Source organism: Oerskovia enterophila (assembly GCF_044748475.1).
GTDB lineage: Bacteria > Actinomycetota > Actinomycetes > Actinomycetales > Cellulomonadaceae > Oerskovia > Oerskovia enterophila.
In genome coordinates, this window is the sequence record NZ_JBIVFZ010000003.1 from 405,904 (window position 1) to 424,881 (window position 18,978).

15 protein-coding genes are annotated in these 18,978 nt (G+C 71.6%); 8 read left to right on the forward strand and 7 right to left on the reverse strand.

All coding sequences use genetic code 11. The features are described 5' to 3' along the window. The first annotated feature begins 76 nt into the window (after window positions 1-76). A complete protein-coding gene (locus ACIPWA_RS11180; RefSeq protein ID WP_400290176.1) occupies window positions 77-1,132 on the forward strand; it encodes an iron-siderophore ABC transporter substrate-binding protein in 1,056 nt (351 codons plus the stop codon). A gap of 58 nt (window positions 1,133-1,190) precedes the next feature. Here ACIPWA_RS11180 and ACIPWA_RS11185 read toward each other — a convergent pair whose 3' ends face one another. From ACIPWA_RS11185 to ACIPWA_RS11205, 5 genes are all read right to left on the reverse strand, one after another. Next, window positions 1,191-2,465, reverse strand: coding sequence for a deoxyguanosinetriphosphate triphosphohydrolase (locus ACIPWA_RS11185; protein ID WP_068708711.1), 1,275 nt, complete (start codon window positions 2,463-2,465; stop codon window positions 1,191-1,193). Between the two features lie 146 nt (window positions 2,466-2,611). Beyond that, window positions 2,612-4,504: a glycoside hydrolase family 13 protein gene (locus ACIPWA_RS11190; protein WP_400290179.1), complete on the reverse strand. Its 1,893-nt coding sequence runs from the start codon at window positions 4,502-4,504 to the stop codon at window positions 2,612-2,614. 2 nt (window positions 4,505-4,506) lie between these two features. Beyond that, window positions 4,507-5,445 (reverse strand): sugar ABC transporter permease, encoded by a 939-nt coding sequence (locus ACIPWA_RS11195; protein ID WP_056650834.1) that lies wholly within the window; start codon window positions 5,443-5,445, stop codon window positions 4,507-4,509. Between the two features lies 1 nt (window position 5,446). Beyond that, the gene (locus tag ACIPWA_RS11200) at window positions 5,447-7,099 is read right to left on the reverse strand and encodes an ABC transporter permease subunit (protein ID WP_056651450.1); all 1,653 of its coding nucleotides are present in this window, start codon (window positions 7,097-7,099) and stop codon (window positions 5,447-5,449) included. Window positions 7,100-7,227: 128 nt separating this feature from the next. Next, the gene (locus tag ACIPWA_RS11205) at window positions 7,228-8,460 is read right to left on the reverse strand and encodes a sugar ABC transporter substrate-binding protein (RefSeq protein WP_056763427.1); all 1,233 of its coding nucleotides are present in this window, start codon (window positions 8,458-8,460) and stop codon (window positions 7,228-7,230) included. A 238-nt stretch (window positions 8,461-8,698) separates the two neighbouring features. Here ACIPWA_RS11205 and ACIPWA_RS11210 point away from each other — a divergent pair, with 238 nt between their 5' ends. Then, on the forward strand, window positions 8,699-9,736 hold the full coding sequence (locus tag ACIPWA_RS11210) for a LacI family DNA-binding transcriptional regulator (RefSeq protein WP_231907767.1): 1,038 nt from the start codon (window positions 8,699-8,701) through the stop codon (window positions 9,734-9,736). 211 nt (window positions 9,737-9,947) lie between these two features. Then, window positions 9,948-11,753, forward strand: a complete 1,806-nt coding sequence (locus ACIPWA_RS11215) for a glycoside hydrolase family 13 protein (RefSeq protein ID WP_400290182.1) — start codon at window positions 9,948-9,950, stop codon at window positions 11,751-11,753. A 150-nt stretch (window positions 11,754-11,903) separates the two neighbouring features. On the opposite strand, the gene dusB is transcribed toward ACIPWA_RS11215, so the two are convergent. Together dusB and ACIPWA_RS11225 are read right to left on the reverse strand one after the other, a co-directional pair. Further along, window positions 11,904-13,115, reverse strand: a complete 1,212-nt coding sequence (dusB, locus tag ACIPWA_RS11220) for a tRNA dihydrouridine synthase DusB (RefSeq protein WP_056650822.1) — start codon at window positions 13,113-13,115, stop codon at window positions 11,904-11,906. 93 nt (window positions 13,116-13,208) lie between these two features. Then, a complete protein-coding gene (locus tag ACIPWA_RS11225; protein ID WP_056650819.1) occupies window positions 13,209-14,597 on the reverse strand; it encodes a glycine--tRNA ligase in 1,389 nt (462 codons plus the stop codon). A gap of 274 nt (window positions 14,598-14,871) precedes the next feature. Here ACIPWA_RS11225 and ACIPWA_RS11230 point away from each other — a divergent pair, with 274 nt between their 5' ends. From ACIPWA_RS11230 to ACIPWA_RS11250, 5 genes are read left to right on the forward strand one after another with little or no spacing between them, the layout of a single operon-like run. After that, window positions 14,872-15,894, forward strand: a complete 1,023-nt coding sequence (locus ACIPWA_RS11230) for a metal ABC transporter substrate-binding protein (protein ID WP_068708709.1) — start codon at window positions 14,872-14,874, stop codon at window positions 15,892-15,894. Then, the gene (locus ACIPWA_RS11235; protein ID WP_400290186.1) at window positions 15,891-16,739 is read left to right on the forward strand and encodes a metal ABC transporter ATP-binding protein; all 849 of its coding nucleotides are present in this window, start codon (window positions 15,891-15,893) and stop codon (window positions 16,737-16,739) included. The genes ACIPWA_RS11230 and ACIPWA_RS11235 overlap by 4 nt, the downstream gene beginning before the upstream one ends. Before the next feature lie 23 nt (window positions 16,740-16,762). Further along, entirely contained in the window at window positions 16,763-17,668 is a 906-nt protein-coding gene (locus tag ACIPWA_RS11240; RefSeq protein WP_056651447.1) for a metal ABC transporter permease, read from the forward strand. Continuing rightward, window positions 17,656-18,051, forward strand: a complete 396-nt coding sequence (locus tag ACIPWA_RS11245) for a Fur family transcriptional regulator (protein ID WP_056650813.1) — start codon at window positions 17,656-17,658, stop codon at window positions 18,049-18,051. The genes ACIPWA_RS11240 and ACIPWA_RS11245 overlap by 13 nt, the downstream gene beginning before the upstream one ends. Beyond that, a complete protein-coding gene (locus ACIPWA_RS11250; protein ID WP_068625781.1) occupies window positions 18,048-18,860 on the forward strand; it encodes a DedA family protein in 813 nt (270 codons plus the stop codon). Before ACIPWA_RS11245 ends, ACIPWA_RS11250 begins: the two co-directional genes overlap by 4 nt. The last annotated feature ends 118 nt before the right edge of the window (window positions 18,861-18,978 follow it).

An 18,978-nucleotide genomic window follows, 5' to 3' on the forward strand; every position in this document is an offset into this window, starting at 1 on the left:
GTTCCGCCAACTAAGGCTAGGCTCATCTAACTACCGAGCGCCTCGCATCGCGAGACGCTCGACGGAGGACCTCTTCATGACCCCGACCAGCTCCCGCCGACGGACCACGCCGCGGCACCTCCTGGGCGCCGTCGCCTCGCTCGTGACGCTCGCCGCGCTCGCGGCCTGCTCGACGGGTGGCACCGACTCCGCCACGTCCGCCCCCGCGGGGGGTGGCGACGTCGCCGCGACCCGCCTCGCCGAGGCCGACGCGTTCCCGGTCTCGATCGACCACGCCTACGGGTCGACGACGATCGAGAAGGAACCCCAGCGGGTCGTCACGATCGGCTGGAGCAGCCAGGACGCCGTCGTCGCGTTCGGCAAGGTCCCCGTGGGCATCGAGAAGTTCACGGGCCCCGGCATCGAGGACGACATCCTGCCGTGGCTCACCGAGACGTTCGAGGGCGCGACCCCCGAGCTCCTCACGTCCAACCCCGACGTCCCGTTCGAGCAGATCGCTGCGCTGCGCCCCGACGTGATCATCGCGGTCTACTCGGGGATCACGGACACGGCCTACGAGCGCCTCACGGAGATCGCGCCCACGGTCGCGTTCCCCGGCTCGGCGTGGGAGACGTCGTGGCAGGACCAGACGACCATGATCGGTGCGGCCCTCGGACAGCCTGCCCGTGCGGACGAGCTCGTCGAGGGCGTCGGGACCACGGTCGCCGAGACCGCCGCGGCCCACCCCGAGCTCCAGGGCAAGACCATCACGTACGCCATGAACGGCGAGGGCGGCGTCATCGTCTTCTGCCCCTCGGACCCGCGCATCGAGCTGCTGACGCAGATCGGGCTCGAGCCCTCCCCCGGCACGCTCGCGGTCTGCGGCGCCGAGGACGCCTCGTCGGTCTCGGTCAGCTCGGAGCTGATCCCCACGCTCGACGCCGACGCGTTCATCCTCATCGACGTCGACGAGACGGTCTACGACACCCTCCTGGGCAACCCGCTGTTCGCCGCGCTGCCCTCGGTCGTCGACGGCCGGGTCGTGCGGGTCGTGGGCATGGACTACGCCATGGCCACGTCCGCGCCCACGGTCCTGAGCATCCCCTACGCGCTCGACGAGTTCGTCGCGCAGCTCACCACGACGCTGGGCTGACCAGCGGCACGACGGCGGCCCGCACCCTCCGGGGCGCGGGCCGCGGTCGTGCGGTGGATCAGCGCGGCGACACCCACCGGTCGTGCAGCTGGTAGGCGCTGACGTCGGTGAGCGACGCGACCTGGTCGACGACCACGCGGAGGCGAGCGGCGTCGTCGGGCGCCTCGAGCCAGTCCGCCGCGAAAGGCGCCTCGAGCGCGTCGGGCGCCTTGTCGCTGAAGACCTCGACCAGGTCCGCGAGGACCTGGCGCTGCTGGTGGTGCAGCGGCTCCAGCTCGCGCGGGGCCATGACGTACGCCACGGCCATGCCCTTGAGCACCAGGATCTCCGCGGACGTCGTCGAGGGGACCACGAGGCGGGCCGAGTAGCGCGTGAGCAGCCCGTCGCCGTACTCCTCGCGCGTCGCGGCCTGGGCCGACCCGCTGAAGCGCCCGATGAGCTGGCTCGTCGAGTCCTTGAGCGCCGCGAGCGCCCGGCGCGACCCGTCGAAGCCGCGCATCAGGTGACCGGTCGCCTCGAGACGGGAGATCGCGGCGTCGAGCTCGGCCTCGTCGTAGGCGTCGCCGTACCAGGCGCGCACCGCGGCCACGACGCGCCCGCGCTCGTCGGGGTCGGCCAGGACCGCGAGGTCGAGCTTGCCGCCCACGATCGCGTCCTCGACGTCGTGCACCGAGTAGGAGATGTCGTCGGCCAGGTCCATGACCTGGGCCTCCATGCACTTGACGTGCTCGGGGGCCCCCTCGCGCAGCCACGTGTAGACGGGCACGTCGTCGGGGTAGACGCCGAACTTGTGGGTCGTGGTCCCGTCGGGGCGCCGCGGCCCCTCGCCCCGGCGCCACGGGTACTTGACGCTCGCGTCGAGGCTCGCGCGGGTCAGGTTGAGCCCGACGGGCGTGCCGTCCGCCGCGAAGACCTTGGGCTCGAGGCGGGTCAGCAGGCGCAGGGTCTGGGCGTTGCCCTCGAACCCGCCGTGCTGGGCCATGATCTCCGCGAGCGCCCGCTCGCCGTTGTGCCCGAACGGCGGGTGCCCCAGGTCGTGGGCCAGGCACGCGGTGTCGACGACGTCGGGGTCGCAGCCCAGGGCGCGGCCCATCTCCCGGCCCACCTGGGCGACCTCGAGGCTGTGCGTGAGACGCGTGCGCACGAAGTCGTCCGACCCCGGGCCCAGGACCTGGGTCTTGGCGCCGAGCCGGCGCAGCGCCGAGGAGTGCACGACGCGCGCCCGGTCGCGCTCGAAGGGCGTGCGGGACTTGCTCTTGGGCGGCTCGGGGACCCAGCGCTCGACGTCGGCGGCCGAGTACCCGAGGGCGTTTCCTGGCGTGGTGTGCGGCACGGGTCCCACCCTATCGAGGCGCACGGCGCGCGGTGGCGCGCCGCCCCCGCGCCACCACCGCGCCGAGAAGTGCGTAGGTGCCCCTGATCGCCGCGGACCAGGGGCATCTGCTCACTTCTCGTCGAAGACCACGTGTGCGTAACGGCTCAGCCGATCCGCCACACCCCGACGCCCGGTCCGTCCCCGGCCAGGTCGAGCCCCTCGGCGGTGACCTCGAGACCGAGCTCGCCGTACAGGCGCTCGGGCTCGGTGCCCGTGAGCAGGTGCCGCGGCAGCCGCGCCCCGGCCCACGCGTCGCGCGCGACGACGACGAGCACGCGCTCGTCGGTCGTCTCGCGCAGGTACGCCACGGCGTCGTCGTCGACCAGGAGCCAGCGCAGACCGCCCTCGCGCAGGGCGCGGCTCGCGCGGCGCATCGCGACGAGCCGCCGGTAGACCTCGAAGGTGTCGCTGTCCCAGCGCTCCGAGCGGCCCCACGGCATGGGCACGCGCGCGTGCTCGCCGTTGGTGCCCGTCAGGCCCACCTCGTCGCCCGCGAACATCACGGGCGTGCCGGGGTAGGTCAGCAGGAGCGTCGCGGCGACCTCGACCATCTCGGCCGACCCCACGATCGAGCGCAGGCGCGGTGTGTCGTGCGAGCCGAGCATGTTCCACTGGCGCGACGTGACGGCCCACGGCAGCACGGCGTCGAAGTCGCGCATGGTCTCGACCATGCTGCGCCCGCCCCGCCGCGGGGTCGTGACGGGCAGCCCGAGGAACGGGACGCTCGAGTCGTGCGGGGCGAGCCACGTCCAGACGGGACGCGTGAACGCCGAGTAGTTCATGTTGGCGTGCCAGCCGTCGCCAGCCAGGTCGAGCGACGCGTCGTGGAAGTGCTCGCTGACCAGGACCGAGTCCGGGTTGACCTCGGTCATGGTCGCCCGGATGCGGCGCGCGATCTCGAGCGTGCGGTCCTCGTCGGCGTAGCGGCCCGTCATGTTGGCGACGTCGATGCGCCAGCCGTCGAGCGAGAAGGGCTCGCCCAGGTACCGCCCGACGACGGAGCCCGGCCCGTCGATCATCCTCGCCCCGAGCGTGGGCGAGCCGTAGTTGAGCTTGGGCAGCGACGCGTGCTCGAGCCAGCCCACGTAGCCGGGCTCGCCCGGCGTCCAGTAGAACCAGTCGCGCTCGGCGCTCGACGCGTCGGCGTGCGCACGTTCGAACCACTCGTGGCCCGCGCCCGTGTGGTTGGTCGTCAGGTCGCCGAGCAGCCGCATGCCGCGTGCGTGCACGGCGCGCGAGAGCGAGGCGTAGGCCTCGTCGCCGCCCAGGAGCGGGTCGACGTGGTCGAACGTGCTCGCGTCGTAGCGGTGGTTGGAGCGCCCGGGGAAGACCGGGGTCAGGTAGACCGTCCCCACCCCGAGGGCCTGGAGGTGGTCGAGGTGCTCCTCGATGCCCCGCAGGTCTCCGCCGTAGTACTGCGTCCCCACGCCGGGGCCACCCGCGAGGGGCTCGTCGTCCCAGTCCGCGGGCTGGCCCCAGTCCGGGACCGGCCGGTCGTCGGCCTCGGCCGAGCGCGCGAACCGGTCCGGGAAGACCTGGTAGACGACGCCGTCGCCCATCCAGGACGGCGCGGGCGGGTGGACCGTGAGGCGGAAGTCCGCGGCGTCGGGCACGTCGCGGTCGAAGACCCCGCGCCCGTTGAGCCACTGGTACCCGCCCGGGTGGTCCAGGAAGAAGCGGTAGCTCGTGACCGGGTTGTGGACCAGGACGTCGGCGACGTACCAGGACTCGTGCTCGTCCTCGCGCTCGAGCCGTGCCTGCGACAGGCGGGGCTCGCCGTCGCGGACCGTCCGCAGCCACACGGACCGGACCTGGGCGGCGGGACCGCCCGGCACCCGGGGCACGCGGACCCGGACGAGGACCACGTCCCCGAGGGCGGGCGTGCCCCCGTGGACGTAGACCTCGGAGCCGTCGTGGTGCGCGGCCAGGGCGACCACCTCGCGGGGCGAGGCGGCCGACCCGGCGGACGTGACGTCGTCGGGCAGGGAGGTGCTCATGCTCAGCCCTTGACCGAACCGGCCGTCAGACCGCCCACGATGTACTTCTGCAGGTAGAGGAACAGCGCCAGCACCGGCAGCGCCGAGACCACGGCGCCGGCCGTGAACAGGCCCCAGTTCGCCTCGCGCAGCGACGAGACCCAGCCGTACAGGCCCACCGCGAGCGTCCAGTTGGACTCCGACGTCAGCACGATGCGGGCGATGATGAACTCGCCGTACGTGCTGATGAAGGACAGCAGCGCGACCACCGCGAGGATCGGGGCGACCAGGCGCAGGATGATCGTCCAGTAGATCTGCGCGTGCGTGGCGCCGTCGAGCTTGGCCGCCTCGTCGAGCTCGCGCGGGACCGTGTTGAAGAACCCGTACATGAGGAACGTGTTCACGCCCAGCGCGCCACCGAGGTAGACGCAGATCAGCGACAGCTTGCTGTCCAGGCCCAGGGCCGGGACCACGTCGCCGAGGCTCAGCAGCAGCAGGAAGATCGCGATGAACGCGAGCATCTGCGGGAACATCTGGATGATGAGCAGCGACGTCAGGCCGGCGCGACGCCCCGAGAAGCGGAAGCGCGAGAACGCGTAGGCCGCCGCGGCCCCCATGAGGACCGTGCCGATCGAGGTCACCACGGCGATCACGAGCGTGTTGAGCATCCACGTCCAGAACAGCGACTCGCTCAGCTGCGCGTAGTTCGCGGTGCTCACGTCGCTGAAGAGCGTGTTCGAGCCGGTCAGCGTGCCGTTCTCCGAGAGCGAGGCCGACAGGACGTAGACCAGCGGGAACGCCGCGAACACGACCGCGACGACGCCCACGAGGTGGCGCCAGCCGAGCTCGCTGAACCAGCGGCCGGGCTTCATGCGCTGACGGCCGACACCCGAGCCGGACGGGGTGCCCGACGAGCTGCCCGAGGACGAGCCGACGGAAGGGGAGACAGAGGTGGTCGCCATGTCAGTTGATCTCCTCGAACTTGCGGGTGCTCCGGAAGGCCAGGGCCGAGATGGTGCCGACGATCACGAAGATGACGATCGACAGCGCGCTCGCGAGCCCGAAGTTCTTGGGGGCCGAGCCGTCGACGCCGGAGATCTGGTAGACCATCGAGATCAGGATGTCCGTGTGGCCGAGCGGCACCGAGGCGTCCGCGAACCGTGGACCACCCCCGGTGAGCATGTAGATGAGCGTGAAGTTGTTGAAGTTGAACGCGAACGACGAGATCAGCAGCGGCGCCGTCGAGATGAGCAGCAGCGGCAGCGTGACCGAGCGCCACGTGCGCCAGCGCCCGGCGCCGTCGATCTTCGCGGCCTCCATGACGTCCGACGGCAGCGACTGGAGCGCGCCCGTGCAGATGAGGAACATGTACGGGAAGCCCAGCCACAGGTTCACGAACAGGACCGAGAGCTTCGCGAGGACCGGGTCCGTGAGCCACGGGATCTCCGCTCCCCCGAAGATGACCTCGTTGATGAAGCCGAACCGTGTGTTGAGCAGGCCCGACCACAGCAGGGCCGCGAGGAACCCTGGGATCGCGTACGGCAGGATCATGAGCACGCGGTAGATCTTGCGACCGCGCATGCGGACGTCGTTGAACGTGATCGCGAGGAACAGGCCGAGCAGGAACGTGGTCGCCACGGACCCGATCGCGAAGACGAACGTCCAGGCGAGGATCTTGACGAACGGCTGCGCGTAGCGCCCGTCCGAGAACGCGGTGACGAAGTTGTCGAACCCGACCGCGACGCGCCAGCCCACGGCCAGGGTCGAGCCGTCCTCGGCCTCGAACTGCCCGTCGTCGTTGGGCGTGTAGACGGTCCCGGTGGTCGTGTCCGTCATGGTGTCGCTCGCGGCGTCCCACTCGAGCGTCGAGGTGTAGACGTAGCCCGTCATGGCGTCGGGCGTGCGGATCGACCCGTCCTCGGGGTCGTCCGACACAGGCACCCGGAGGTTCGTGACCTCCTCCTGGCGCTCGAGCACCTGGCCGCGCTCGAGGACGTCGTAGCCCGGGACCTCGGCAGCGCGGCCGCCCACGACCTCGGCGCCGTCGACCACCGTGAGGGGCTGCTCGGCCGTGCCGACCTCGACGTCCCCGTCCGGGGTGACGATCGCGAAGGCGAGCTCGTCGCCGTCCACGAGGACCGTGAGCGGCGCGGACTCGGAGCCCTCGACGCGGCGCTCGTTCTGCACGAGCAGCGCCTCGACCGCCTGGTCCTTGGTCGTGTTGTGGCCCGTGCCGTAGTTGGTGAAGGCGATGTAGCCCGTGTAGGCCACGACGAAGATCTGGTAGGCCAGCAGGAACAGCAGGCCCGGCAGGATGTACTTGAGCGGCAGCGCCCGCTTGGAGAAGTAGACCCAGTTGGCGGCGACGAGCATGGCCAGCATCGCCGCGAGGATCCCGTACGACTCCGCGCTCCACGCGGACCAGACCACGTACACGCCGAGCGCGTCGATGACGGCCATGAGGGCGAGCTTGACGAAGAACCCCGGGCTGTAGTTCCGGGCGTGCGAACCGTCACGGTCCCGACGGGGGCGCTGTGCGCGGGGCCCCTGGGGCGGCCCGGAGTCCTCCGGAGCGCCGACTTCGCTGTCGGTGGGCGTGATCTGTGGGGCGGACATCGAGCCTCCGTAGTCGTGCGACACGGGGGTACGGCCCGCGTCATGGGGCTGGCGCAGCACCGCTGGTGCGGTCCGCGCCGACGGCTCGTGGCCGTGGCGCCAGGCGCCACGGCCACGAGGTCAGGTGATCAGGAACCGATCGCTGCCTGGATGTCGGCGATCATCTTGTCCCAGGTGGGGATCGGGTCTGCGCCAGCGACGATGGCGGCCTCGGTCACGCCCCAGAAGCTCCACACGGAAGCCATCTCGGGGATCGAGGGCATCGGGACGGCGTCGGCACCGACGGCGCGGAAGCCCGCGATGATCGGGTCCTCGGCAGCGGCCTTGTCAGCCGAGACGGTGAGCGCCGGCGAACGGTTGCCCGCCTTGTACAGGGCCGTCTGGGCTTCCTCGGTCGAGAGGAAGTTGACGAGGAAGTCGTTGGCGACGAGAGCGTTCTCGCTCTGGTTGCTCAGGTAGAAGCCCTGCACGCCCACGAACGGCTGGGCGGGCTGGCCACCGGCGCTGGGGACCGGGTCGATCGAGAGGTCCAGGCCCTCGAAGGACTCGATCATCCACGGGCCACCGACGATGAAGGGCGACTCGCCGTTCTTGAAGGCCTCGACCGCGATGTCGTACGTCGTGTCCTGGCTGAGGTTGCCCGCGGCACCCTGTGCGCCGAGCCACGTCGCGAACGCCTGGCCCTCGGGGCCGCCCATGGCGAGCTCGGAGGTGTAGGAGCCGTCAGCGTTCTGCGAGAACACCGGGGCGCCGAACGACGTCTGGAAGGGGTAGTGCGTGTACGGGTCGCCCTTGGCGCCGTCCGACTGGACGAGGATCGGGAACTTGGTCCCGGCGGCCTGTCCGGCGGCGATGGCCTCGTCCCACGTGGCGGGGGCCGCGGGGGCGAGCGCGGTGTTGCGGATGAGCGCGATGTTCTCGATCGCGTAGGGCAGGCCGTAGACCTGGCCGTCCTGCGTGAAGGCCTCGATCGAGACCTTCTCGAACTCGGACGCCTTGTCGCCGAGCTCGAGGGGGGCGACGACACCGTTGGTGGTGAACTCGCCGAGCCAGTCGTGCGCGCCGACCGTGATGTCGGGGCCCTTGCCGGTCGGGACCTGCGCGAGGAAGTCCGCGCGGATGTCGTCGAAGTTCTTGAGGACGACCTCGACCTTGGTGCCGTTCTCGGCCTCGAAGGCCTTCGCGGCGTCGGTGACCGCGGCCTGGCGGGTCTCGTCGACCCAGACCGTCAGCGCACCGGTCGAGCCGGTCGAATCGCCGGACCCCGAGGTGGTCTCGTCGTCTCCGCTGCCGCCGCCGGAGCAGGCAGTGAGCGCCAGCGTGGTGCTGAGCGCTGCGGCTAGAAGGATGCTCCGTCGCATCTGAGTCACTCCAAGCATTCGAGATGTCAGCCAAGGGTGGCGAACCTGCCCTCCTTGGCCCTGATGTGGACGACCGTACGACGTCGGGTAGCCATCGTGCAAGCGCTTGCGGTAACTTTCATGCAACGCTTTACACACAACGGCGAAACAAGCTCGTCGCACACAGTCGCCTGTCCAGAACCATCCGACCGGCGAGCAACCAGGACGAGGAGGTCCGGTGTCACCTACACTGCCCCACGTGCGTACCCGTCTCACAGATCTCGCCGAACAAGCCGGCGTCAGTACTGCGACGGTCTCGCGCGTCCTGAACGGGAAGGCCGGTGTCGCCAGCGAGACGCGCCAAGCAGTGCTCGCTGCGCTGGACCTCCTCGGCTACGAACGTCCCGAGAAGCTCCGCAACCGGTCCGCAGGCCTGGTCGGCCTGATCGTCCCGGAGCTGACGAACCCCGTCTTCCCCGCGTTCGCGCAGATCATCGAGTCGCTGCTCTCCGAGCACGGGTACACCCCTCTACTGTGCACGCAGTCCCCGGGGGGCACCACCGAGGACGAGTACGTCGAGATGCTCCTCGACCACGCGGTCGACGGCATCGTCTTCATCTCGGGCCTGCACGCGGACACGCAGGCGAGCCACGACCGCTACGAGCGCCTGCGCAGCCGCGGGATGCCCATCGTCCTGGTCAACGGCTACGCACCAGGCGTGGACGCCCCGTTCGTCTCGCCCGACGACGTCGCGAGCGTCGAGCTCTCGGTGCGCCATCTCGAGTCGCTCGGCCACCGAAAGATCGGTCTCGCGATCGGCCCCGGCCGGTTCGTGCCGGCACAGCGCAAGCTCGCCGGCTTCGCCGACGCGCTCGTGCGCCACGGGCTGGTCTCGGACGTGGCCGAGGCGCAGGAGCACATCGTGGTGACCCTCTTCACGGTCGAGGGCGGTCAGGCCGCGGCCGGCGAGCTCATCGACTCGGGGCACACCGCGATCGTGTGCGGCTCGGACCTCATGGCGCTCGGTGCCATCCGTGCGGCCCGCGCTCGCGGCCTGCGCGTCCCCGAGGACGTGTCAGTCGTCGGCTACGACGACTCGCCCCTCATCGCCTTCACCGACCCTCCGCTGACGACGGTGCGCCAGCCCGTGTCCGCGATGGGCCAGGCGGCGATCAGCGCCCTGCTCACCGAGATCTCCGGCGACAGGGCCCCGCGGTCCGAGCTGCTGTTCCAGCCCGAGCTCATCGTGCGCGGGTCGACGGGCGCGGCACCGGGCCCCCGACTCGACAACCCCTAGCCGCAAGCGCTTACACTCGGACGACGGCTCGTCGGGCCCGCCTCCTTCATCGGTCGCGCCCACGATCCCCGTACCGGTGATCCTCCGGGCCACGACGCCCGGTTTCCCGCACGGACCGCCTCGCCGCACCAGGCGCCCCGGACCGTCGGCCACCGTCCCCAGAACGCGCTCCACCACGCCACACCCCGCACACAGTGAGGACCTGTACTCCATGTCTCGTATCGATTCGATCCCGGCGGCCGAGGTCGACTCCGCACCTGCACTGACCGCCACCCAGCTCGTCCACGCGGCCCACGAGGGCCCGGGCGAGTGGTGGCGCGACGCGGTCATCTACCAGGTGTACCCGCGCTCCTTCGCCGACGGGAACGGCGACGGGATCGGCGACCTGCCCGGCGTGACCGCCCGCCTGCCGCACCTCAAGGCACTGGGGATCGACGCCGTCTGGCTCTCGCCGTTCTACCGCTCGCCCCAGAAGGACGCCGGCTACGACGTCTCCGACTACCGCGACGTGGACCCGCTGTTCGGCACGCTCGCCGACTTCGACGAGATGCTCGCCGCGGCGCACGCGATGGGCATCCGCGTCATCGTCGACGTCGTCCCGAACCACACCTCCGACCAGCACGCCTGGTTCCAGGAGGCGCTCGCAGCGCCCGAGGGCTCGCCCGAGCGCGCTCGCTACCTGTTCCGTGAGGGCAAGGGCGAGAACGGCGAGCTGCCCCCGAACAACTGGCAGTCGATCTTCGGCGGCCCGGCCTGGACGCGCGTGACCGCGGGCCCCGGCGCGCACGTCGTGACCGGCGCCGAGGGCGAGGTGGCAGGTCAGTGGTACCTGCACATGTTCGACTCGACCCAGCCGGACCTCGACTGGACCAACCCCGAGGTCCGCACCGAGTTCGAGGACGTCCTGCGCTTCTGGCTCGACAAGGGCGTCGACGGCTTCCGCATCGACGTCGCGCACGGCATGGTCAAGCAGGACGGGCTGCCCGACTGGGACGGCTCGGTCTCGATGGTCGAGGGCACCGACGCCGGCGCTCCCGAGGACGGTTCCACGGGCGCGGGCAACTCCGGCCCCATGTTCGACCAGGAGGGCGTGCACGACATCTACCGCGCCTGGCACAAGGTCCTGGCCGAGTACGACGGCGACCGCGCCCTCGTGGCCGAGGCCTGGGTCGAGCCGCTCTCGCGCCTGGCCCGCTACGTGCGCCCCGACGAGATGCACCAGGCCTTCAACTTCTCGTTCCTGACCACGGCCTGGGACGCCGCTCCGCTGCGGGCCGTCGTCGCCGCCTCGCTGCACGCCTCCGACGAGGTCGGCGCGCCCACCACCTGGGTGCTGTCCAACCACGACGTCGTGCGCCACCCCTCGCGCCTGGGCCTGGCCGAGCCCGGCCTGCGCCCCAACGGGATCTTCGCGCACGAGCCCCAGCCCGACGAGGAGCTCGGCCTGCGCCGGGCCCGCTCTGCGAGCCTGCTCATGCTCGGCCTGCCGGGCAGCTCCTACCTCTACCAGGGCGAGGAGCTCGGGCTGCCCGAGCACACGTCGCTGCCGAACGAGGTCCGCGAGGACCCCGCGTTCTTCCGCACCGAGGGTGCCGAGGCGGGCCGCGACGGCTGCCGCGTGCCGCTCCCCTGGTCCGCCGAGGCCCCCGGGCTCGGGTTCGGGGCCACGGACAAGACCTGGCTCCCCCAGCCCGAGTCGTACAAGGCCCTCGCGGCCGACGCGCAGTACGGCGTGGCCGGCTCGACGTTCGAGATGTACAAGGCCGCGCTCGAGATCCGCAAGGCGGAGAACCTCGGTGCGGGCTCGCTCGCCTGGGTCGACGCCTACGCGGACTCCACCGACGTCATCGCGTTCCGCAACGGCGACGTGGTGGTCCTGGCGAACCTGGGCTCCGAGCCCGTCGTCCTGCCGCACGGCGCGCAGGTGCTCGTCGAGAGCGGACCCACGTTCTCCGACCGCAGCGCCGACCCGCAGGTGCGCGTGCCCTCCGACACCACGGTGTGGTTCCGCGCGTGACCTTGTAGCCCGTCGGGCCGCGCGAGCAGCCCGACGAGCCCACGACCGCCCCCGGGAGCACGAGCACCCGGTACGCGACGACGGCCCGGTGCCGGAGGAGATCCTCCGGCACCGGGCCGTCGTCGTCGGGCGTGCAGCGTCCTGCGGGCCTCAGCCCCCCGAGACGCTCAGCTCCGCCTCGCGCAGCTTCTCCTCGAACTCCTCGGAGAGCTCGCGCGAGTCGAGCCAGCCGTAGGGCAGGTGCGGCTTCTTGGGCGAGCCCGCGCGGCCGCGCTGCCCCTCGGCCGCCTCGCCCGGGTAGGGCTGGTCGAGGTCGAGCGCGTCGAGCTTGCCGCGCAGCTCCTCGAGGGTCGAGACCATGGCGAGGCCCTGCCGGGCCTCGCCACCCACCGCGTACCCCTTGAGGTACCAGGCCATGTGCTTGCGCAGGTCGCGCATGCCCTTGCCCTCGTCGCCGCCGAAGTACTCGATCATGAGCTCGCCGTGACGGTAGATGGTCTCGGCGACCTCGCGCAGGCCGGGGGTCACGCGCACGTCCGAGCCGGAGAAGGCCGCGGCCAGGTCGGCGAAGAGCCACGGACGCCCCTGGCACCCGCGCCCGACGACGACGCCGTCGCAGCCCGTCTCCCGCACCATGCGCACGGCGTCCTCTGCCGACCAGATGTCTCCGTTGCCGAGGACCGGGATCTCGGTCACGGTCTCCTTGAGGCGCGCGATGGCCGACCAGTCCGCGGTGCCGCTGTAGTAGTCGGCGGCGGTCCGCGCGTGCAGCGCGACGGCCGCGACGCCCTCTGCCTGGGCGATGAGCCCGGCCTCGAGGTACGTCAGGTGGTCCTCGTCGATGCCCTTGCGCATCTTGATGGTGACGGGCACGCCGTACGGCTCGGCGGCCTTGACCGCAGCCCGGACGATCGAGGTGAACAGGTCCCGCTTCCACGGCAGCGCCGAGCCGCCGCCCTTGCGGGTCACCTTGGGCACGGGGCAGCCGAAGTTCAGGTCGACGTGGTCCGCCCGGTCCTCGCCCGCGATGATCTTGACCGCGGCGCCGACCGTGGCCGGGTCGACGCCGTAGACCTGGGCCGAGCGCGTCGCCTCGTCCTCCTCGAACGTGACGATCCGCAGCGACTCCTCGTTGCGCTCGACGAGCGCCCGGCTGGTCACCATCTCCGCGACGTACAGGCCGGCGCCGTGCTCGCGGCACAGCCGACGGAAGGCCGCGTTGGTCACGCCCGCCATGGGGGCGAGGACCACGGGGGTGTCGACGACGTGGGGCCCGATCCGCAGGGGCGGCAGCACGTGTCCGGTTGCGGGCGCCGGGGTCTCGGGCGCGCGCGAGGCGTCGGAAAGGGTGGGGAGGGTCACCGGGCCATTCTCCCACCATCCCCCCAGCAGGCGAAAAAGGGCCGCCGTCCACGGGTGGACGGCGGCCCTTCGCTGCCCCGCGGGGCGGACGCGCTAGGCGCCGAGGAGGCGCGCTGCCAGGTAGGCGGTCACCTGGTCGAGCGCGACGCGCTCCTGCTCCATGGAGTCGCGGTGACGGATCGTCACGGCCTGGTCCTCGAGCGTGTCGAAATCGACCGTGATGCAGAACGGCGTGCCGATCTCGTCCTGGCGGCGATAGCGACGACCGATCGCGCCCGCGTCGTCGAAGTCGACGTTCCAGTACTTGCGGAGCTCGGCCGCGAGGTCGCGCGCCTTGGGCGAGAGCTGCTCGTTGCGGCTCAGCGGCAGCACGGCGGCCTTGACGGGCGCGAGGCGCGGGTCGAGGCGGAGCACCGTACGGACGTCGGTGCCGCCCTTCGCGTTGGGCGCCTCCTCCTCGTGGTACGACTCGACGAGGAACGCCATGAGCGAGCGCGTCAGGCCCGCGGCGGGCTCGATCACGTACGGCACGTACTTCTCGTTCGTGACGGGGTCACGGTAGGTGAGGTCCTTGCCGGAGTGCTCCGAGTGCGTCTTGAGGTCGAAGTCGGTGCGGTTCGCGACGCCCTCGAGCTCGCCCCACTCGGACCCCTTGAAGCCGAAGCGGTACTCGATGTCGACCGTGCGGGTCGAGTAGTGCGACAGCTTCTCCTTCGGGTGCTCGTAGAGACGCAGGTTGTCGCGCGAGATGCCGAGGTCGACGTACCAGCTGGTGCGCAGGTCGATCCAGTACTGGTGCCACTCCTCGTCCGTCCCGGGCTCGACGAAGAACTCCATCTCCATCTGCTCGAACTCGCGCGTGCGGAAGATGAAGTTCCCGGGCGTGATCTCGTTGCGGAACGACTTGCCGATCTGGCCGATGCCGAACGGCGGCTTCTTGCGTGCCGCGCCCACGACGTTCTGGAAGTTCACGAAGATGCCCTGCGCGGTCTCGGGGCGCAGGTAGTGCATCCCGGACTCGTCCTCGACGGGGCCGAGGTAGGTCTTGAGCATCATGTTGAAGTCGCGGGGCTCGGTCCACTGACCACGGGTGCCGCAGTTGGGGCAGGCGATCTCGGCGAGGCCGCCCTCGGGGGCGCGGCCCTTCTTCTCCTCGAACTCCTCGATCATCTGGTCCTCGCGGAACCGCTTGTGGCACGAGAGGCACTCGGTGAGCGGGTCGGTGAAGACGCCGACGTGGCCCGAGGCGACCCAGACCTCGCGCGGGAGGATCACGGAGGAGTCGAGGCCCACCACGTCGTCACGGCTCGTGACCATGGTGCGCCACCACTGCTTCTTGATGTTCTCCTTGAGCTCGGTGCCCAGGGGCCCGTAGTCCCATGCGGAGCGGGTACCGCCGTAGATCTCGCCCGAGGGGAAGACGAACCCGCGCCGCTTGGCGAGGGAGACGACGGCATCGAGTCGAGAAGGCGCAGTGGCCACGGGCGATCACTCCAGGAAATCGTGTGTACCCCGCACGTGGCTTCGTGCGGGACGGTGCAGGACAGGCGCCCCGGTCGCCGCGTCGAGGCGGTCGAGGTCCGTGGGCGCCAACGTCCCAGGCTACTCGGTCTTTCCTGGCGAGGTGAGCCCGGGGTGGGCCGCAGGCCCGACGGCGCAGGCGCCGTCGGACGGTCGCGTCCCCCTGGGCGCGGTGTCACCCAGGCCACACCCACCCTTGTTGACATCCGTTATCAATATCAACGACGATGGGGACATGCCCCTCCTCTCTCGATCGCACCGTGCCGCCCTCGTCAGCTCCGTCGCCCTCGCGACCACGCTCACCCTGGCGGCCTGCGGCTCCGGGGGGACGTCGGGCGGCGGCGGGTCGGGCGGCGACGCCGCGGGAGACACCGTGCAGGTGCTCGCGTCGTTCTACCCCCTGCAGTTCGTCGCCGAGCGCGTGGGCGGGGACCGCGTCGAGGTCTCCAACCTCACCCCGCCCGCGGCCGAGCCCCACGACCTCGAGCTCTCGCCCGCCCAGGCCCGCACGGTCGGCACGGCCGACCTCGTCGTCTACCAGTCCGGCTTCCAGGCGGCCGTCGACGAGGCCGTCGAGGGTCGTCAGCCGGCGCACGTCGTCGACGCGTCCGAGGCCGCAGGCCTCGAGGAGCACCCGGGCGAGTCGGGCACGGGTGCGAGCACGACGGGCACCGAGGACGCGCACGACGACCACGCGGACGACGGAGACGCCGACGACGGGCACGACCACTCGTCGCACGGCGGCCTCGACCCCCACTTCTGGCTCGACCCCACGCGCCTGGTCCCGGTCGCCGAGCAGGTCGCTGCCGAGCTCACCGCGATCGACCCCGACGGCGCCGACGAGTACGCGGCCAACCTGGCCGAGCTCACGGCCGACCTGACCGCGCTCGACACCGAGTACAGCGAGGGGCTCGCGAGCTGCGCGAGCCCCTACCTCGTGACCTCGCACGAGGCGTTCGGGTACCTCGCCGAGCGCTACGGCCTGGAGCAGATCGGCATCACCGGGATCGACCCCGAGGCCGAGCCCTCCCCTGCACGCCTGCGCGAGGTCGCGGACGTCATCCGTGACCACGGCATCACGACGATCTTCTTCGAGACCCTCACGAGCCCCAAGGTGACCCAGACCCTCGCGCAGGACGTCGGCGTGCAGGCCGCGGTCCTCGACCCCCTCGAGGGCCTGAGCGACACCGGCAGCGACTACCTTGACGTCATGCGGAACAACCTGGAGGCGCTGCGCACCGGCCTGACCTGCGCATGAGCACCTCACCCCTGAACCCACCGGCGATCGAGGCCACCGGGATCCACGTGACCCTCGGCAACAGCGACATCCTGCGCGGCGTCGACCTCACGGTCGAGCGCGGCGAGGTCGTCGCGCTGCTCGGCGCGAACGGCTCGGGCAAGTCCACGCTCGTGAAGTCCCTCGTCGGCATCGTGCCGCTCGCGGCGGGCCACGTGCGGCTCCTGGGCGCGGACCTGGGCCCCCTGGTCCCGTGGGCGCAGCTCGGCTACGTCCCCCAGCGCGTCTCCGCACAGGCGGGCGTGCCCTCGACGGCCGAGGAGGTCGTCGCGTCGGGCCTGCTCCACGGGCGCCGCATCCGGCTGCCTCGTGGCTGGCGCGCGACGGCCCGCGAGGCCCTCGACCGCGTCGGCCTCGCCGACCGCGCGCAGAGCGCGGTGCACGAGCTCTCGGGGGGCCAGCAGCAGCGCGTCCTCATCGCCCGGGCCCTCGCGCGCGACCCGCGGCTGCTCATCCTCGACGAGCCCGTCGCGGGTGTGGACCAGCCCAGCCAGGAGGCGTTCGCCGCGACGCTGACCGAGCTCACGCGCGACGGCATGACGGTCCTGGTCGTCCTGCACGAGCTGGGCGCGCTCGCGCCGCTCATCCAGCGCTGCGTGGTCCTGCGCCACGGCCTGGTCGTCCACGACGGCACCCCGCCCCAGGTCACGTCGGCGCACGCCGGGCCGGACCACGAGCACCTGCACCCGCACGGCGACGACCCCGAGCGCAGCGCCTCGCCCGGTTCGGACATGGGCCTGACCGACGCCCCGCTCACGCGCCACTCCCCCGCCCCCGCCCGTATCGACCGTGGAGCCGCCTCGTGAACGCCCTGGACGAGCTCGTCGGGATGCTCTCCGACCCCTTCATGCAGCGCGCCCTGATCGCGGCCGTGCTCGTGGGGGTCACCGCACCCGTCATGGGGACCTACCTCGTGCAGCGCAAGCTGTCGCTGCTCGGCGACGGGATCGGGCACGTCGCCCTGACCGGTGTCGCGCTCGGCTGGCTGGTGGGCGGCGCCATGGGTGTGGTCCCCAACGACGCGCTCGCGATCCCCGGCGCCGTGGTCGCGGCCGTGATCGGCTCGGTGATCATCGAGCTCGTGCGCGAGCGCGGGCGCACGAGCGGAGACGTCGCCCTGGCCCTGATGTTCTACGGCGGGATCGCGGGCGGCGTGCTGCTCATCGGGGTCGCCGGCGGCAGCTCGGGCAACCTCATGCAGTACCTGTTCGGCTCGATCTCGAGCGTCTCGCCCACCGACCTGTGGCTCACGCTGTTCCTGGGCGTGCTCATCCTCGCGGTCGGCATGGGCCTGCGGGCGGCCCTGTTCGCGGTGAGCTACGACGAGGAGTTCTCGCGCGCGTCGGGCCTGCCCGTCCGGGCGCTCAACATCGCGATCGCGGTCATCGCGGCTCTGACCGTGACCGTGGCCATGCGCGTCGTGGGTCTGCTGCTCGTCAGCGCGCTCATGATCGTGCCCGTCGCGATCGCCCAGCTCGTGACCATCTCGTTCCGCCGGACCATGGCGCTGGCCATGGTCATCGGCGTCGTGGTCTGCGTGGTCGGGCTCTCCGTCACGTACTGGCAGACTCTGTCCCCGGGGGCCACGATCGTCGTCCTGGCGATCGCCCTCTACGCGGTCGTGGCGATCCTGCGGCCAGTGCTCGTGCGGCGCAGGCCGCGCACGTCGCACGACCCGCACCCCGACATCCCCGACGACGTCCACGTGGAAGGTGGCGAGCGATGCAGCGCATGACCCGGCAGCGGGCGGCGGTCTCCGAGGCTCTCGAGGACCTGCCCGACTTCCGCAGCGCGCAACAGCTCCACGAGCTGCTGCGCGCCCGCGGCGATGCGGTGGGTCTGGCGACGGTCTACCGCACCCTGCAGACCCTGGCGGAGGGCGGGCACGTCGACGTCCTGCGCACCGAGGACGGCGAGAGCCTGTACCGCAAGTGCGAGCGCAGCGAGCACCACCACCACCTGGTGTGCCGCGCGTGCGGCACGGCGGTCGAGATCGACGGCCCGACCGTCGAGACCTGGGCCTCGCAGGTCGGCGCGGCCCACGGCTTCACGGACATCCAGCACACGATCGAGCTCTTCGGTACCTGCGCGGCGTGCCGGGCGAAGCAGGACGCATGAGCGCGGTGTCCGCGCTCGCGGGCGCGCTCTCCGTCCCGACGGCGTCGCTCGCCTCCTCAGGCCCCGTCACCTCGGTCGTCTCGGCGGCCGGTGACGAGTCGTCCGGGATCTTCTCGATCGACGGCGTGCCGTACTGGATCATCTACGCCGCAGCGTTCGCGATCGTGTTCGTCCGCGCTCAGGCGACCTACTGGGCCGGTCGCGGTGTGGCCCGGGGCACGGTCAACACGTCGTGGTCGCGACGGCTCGAGAGCGAGCGCGCCCAGCGAGCGATCTCGACGATCAACACGTGGGGACCCATCGCCGTCACGCTGTCCTTCTTCACCGTGGGCGTGCAGACCGTCATCAACCTGACGGCCGGCTACACGCGCATGAAGTTCTCGCGCTACCTCGCGGCGCTGCTGCCCGGCTGCGCCATCTGGGCCGCGATCTGGACGACGATCGGGATCGCGGCGTTCAACACGGCCGTGCTGCTCGCGGCTCGCAGCCCCGTCGGGCTGGCCGTGATCGTGCTCCTCGTCGTCGGGCTCGTGGCGTGGATCGTCGTCGCCTCGCGGCGCCGTCGCCGCGCCCGCGCCCTCGCGTCGGACGCCGCGGACGGGACGAGCGGCTCGCCCGAGGGCGACGCCATCGCGACGGACGACCAGCCAGGGGCGGACGGGGCGGCGCGTTCGCGGCCGGCCGGTGCCAACCCGTTCGGCGACGTGGCGGACCTGCTGCTCGACGCACAGGACGACCCGCAGGACCACGCGCGTGGCACGCGCGGTCCGGACTCGACGCCCTCGCAGGCCCACCGCCCGCGCGACTGACGAGGTACCGGCGCGACCGCTCCCCGGGGACAGCGCGTCGGCGGCCGGTTCGGCCGTGTCCTCGGACGCGGCCTCGTCGGTCGTCCGCGAGGTACGTGACCGTCCGCCGTCCGCTGCG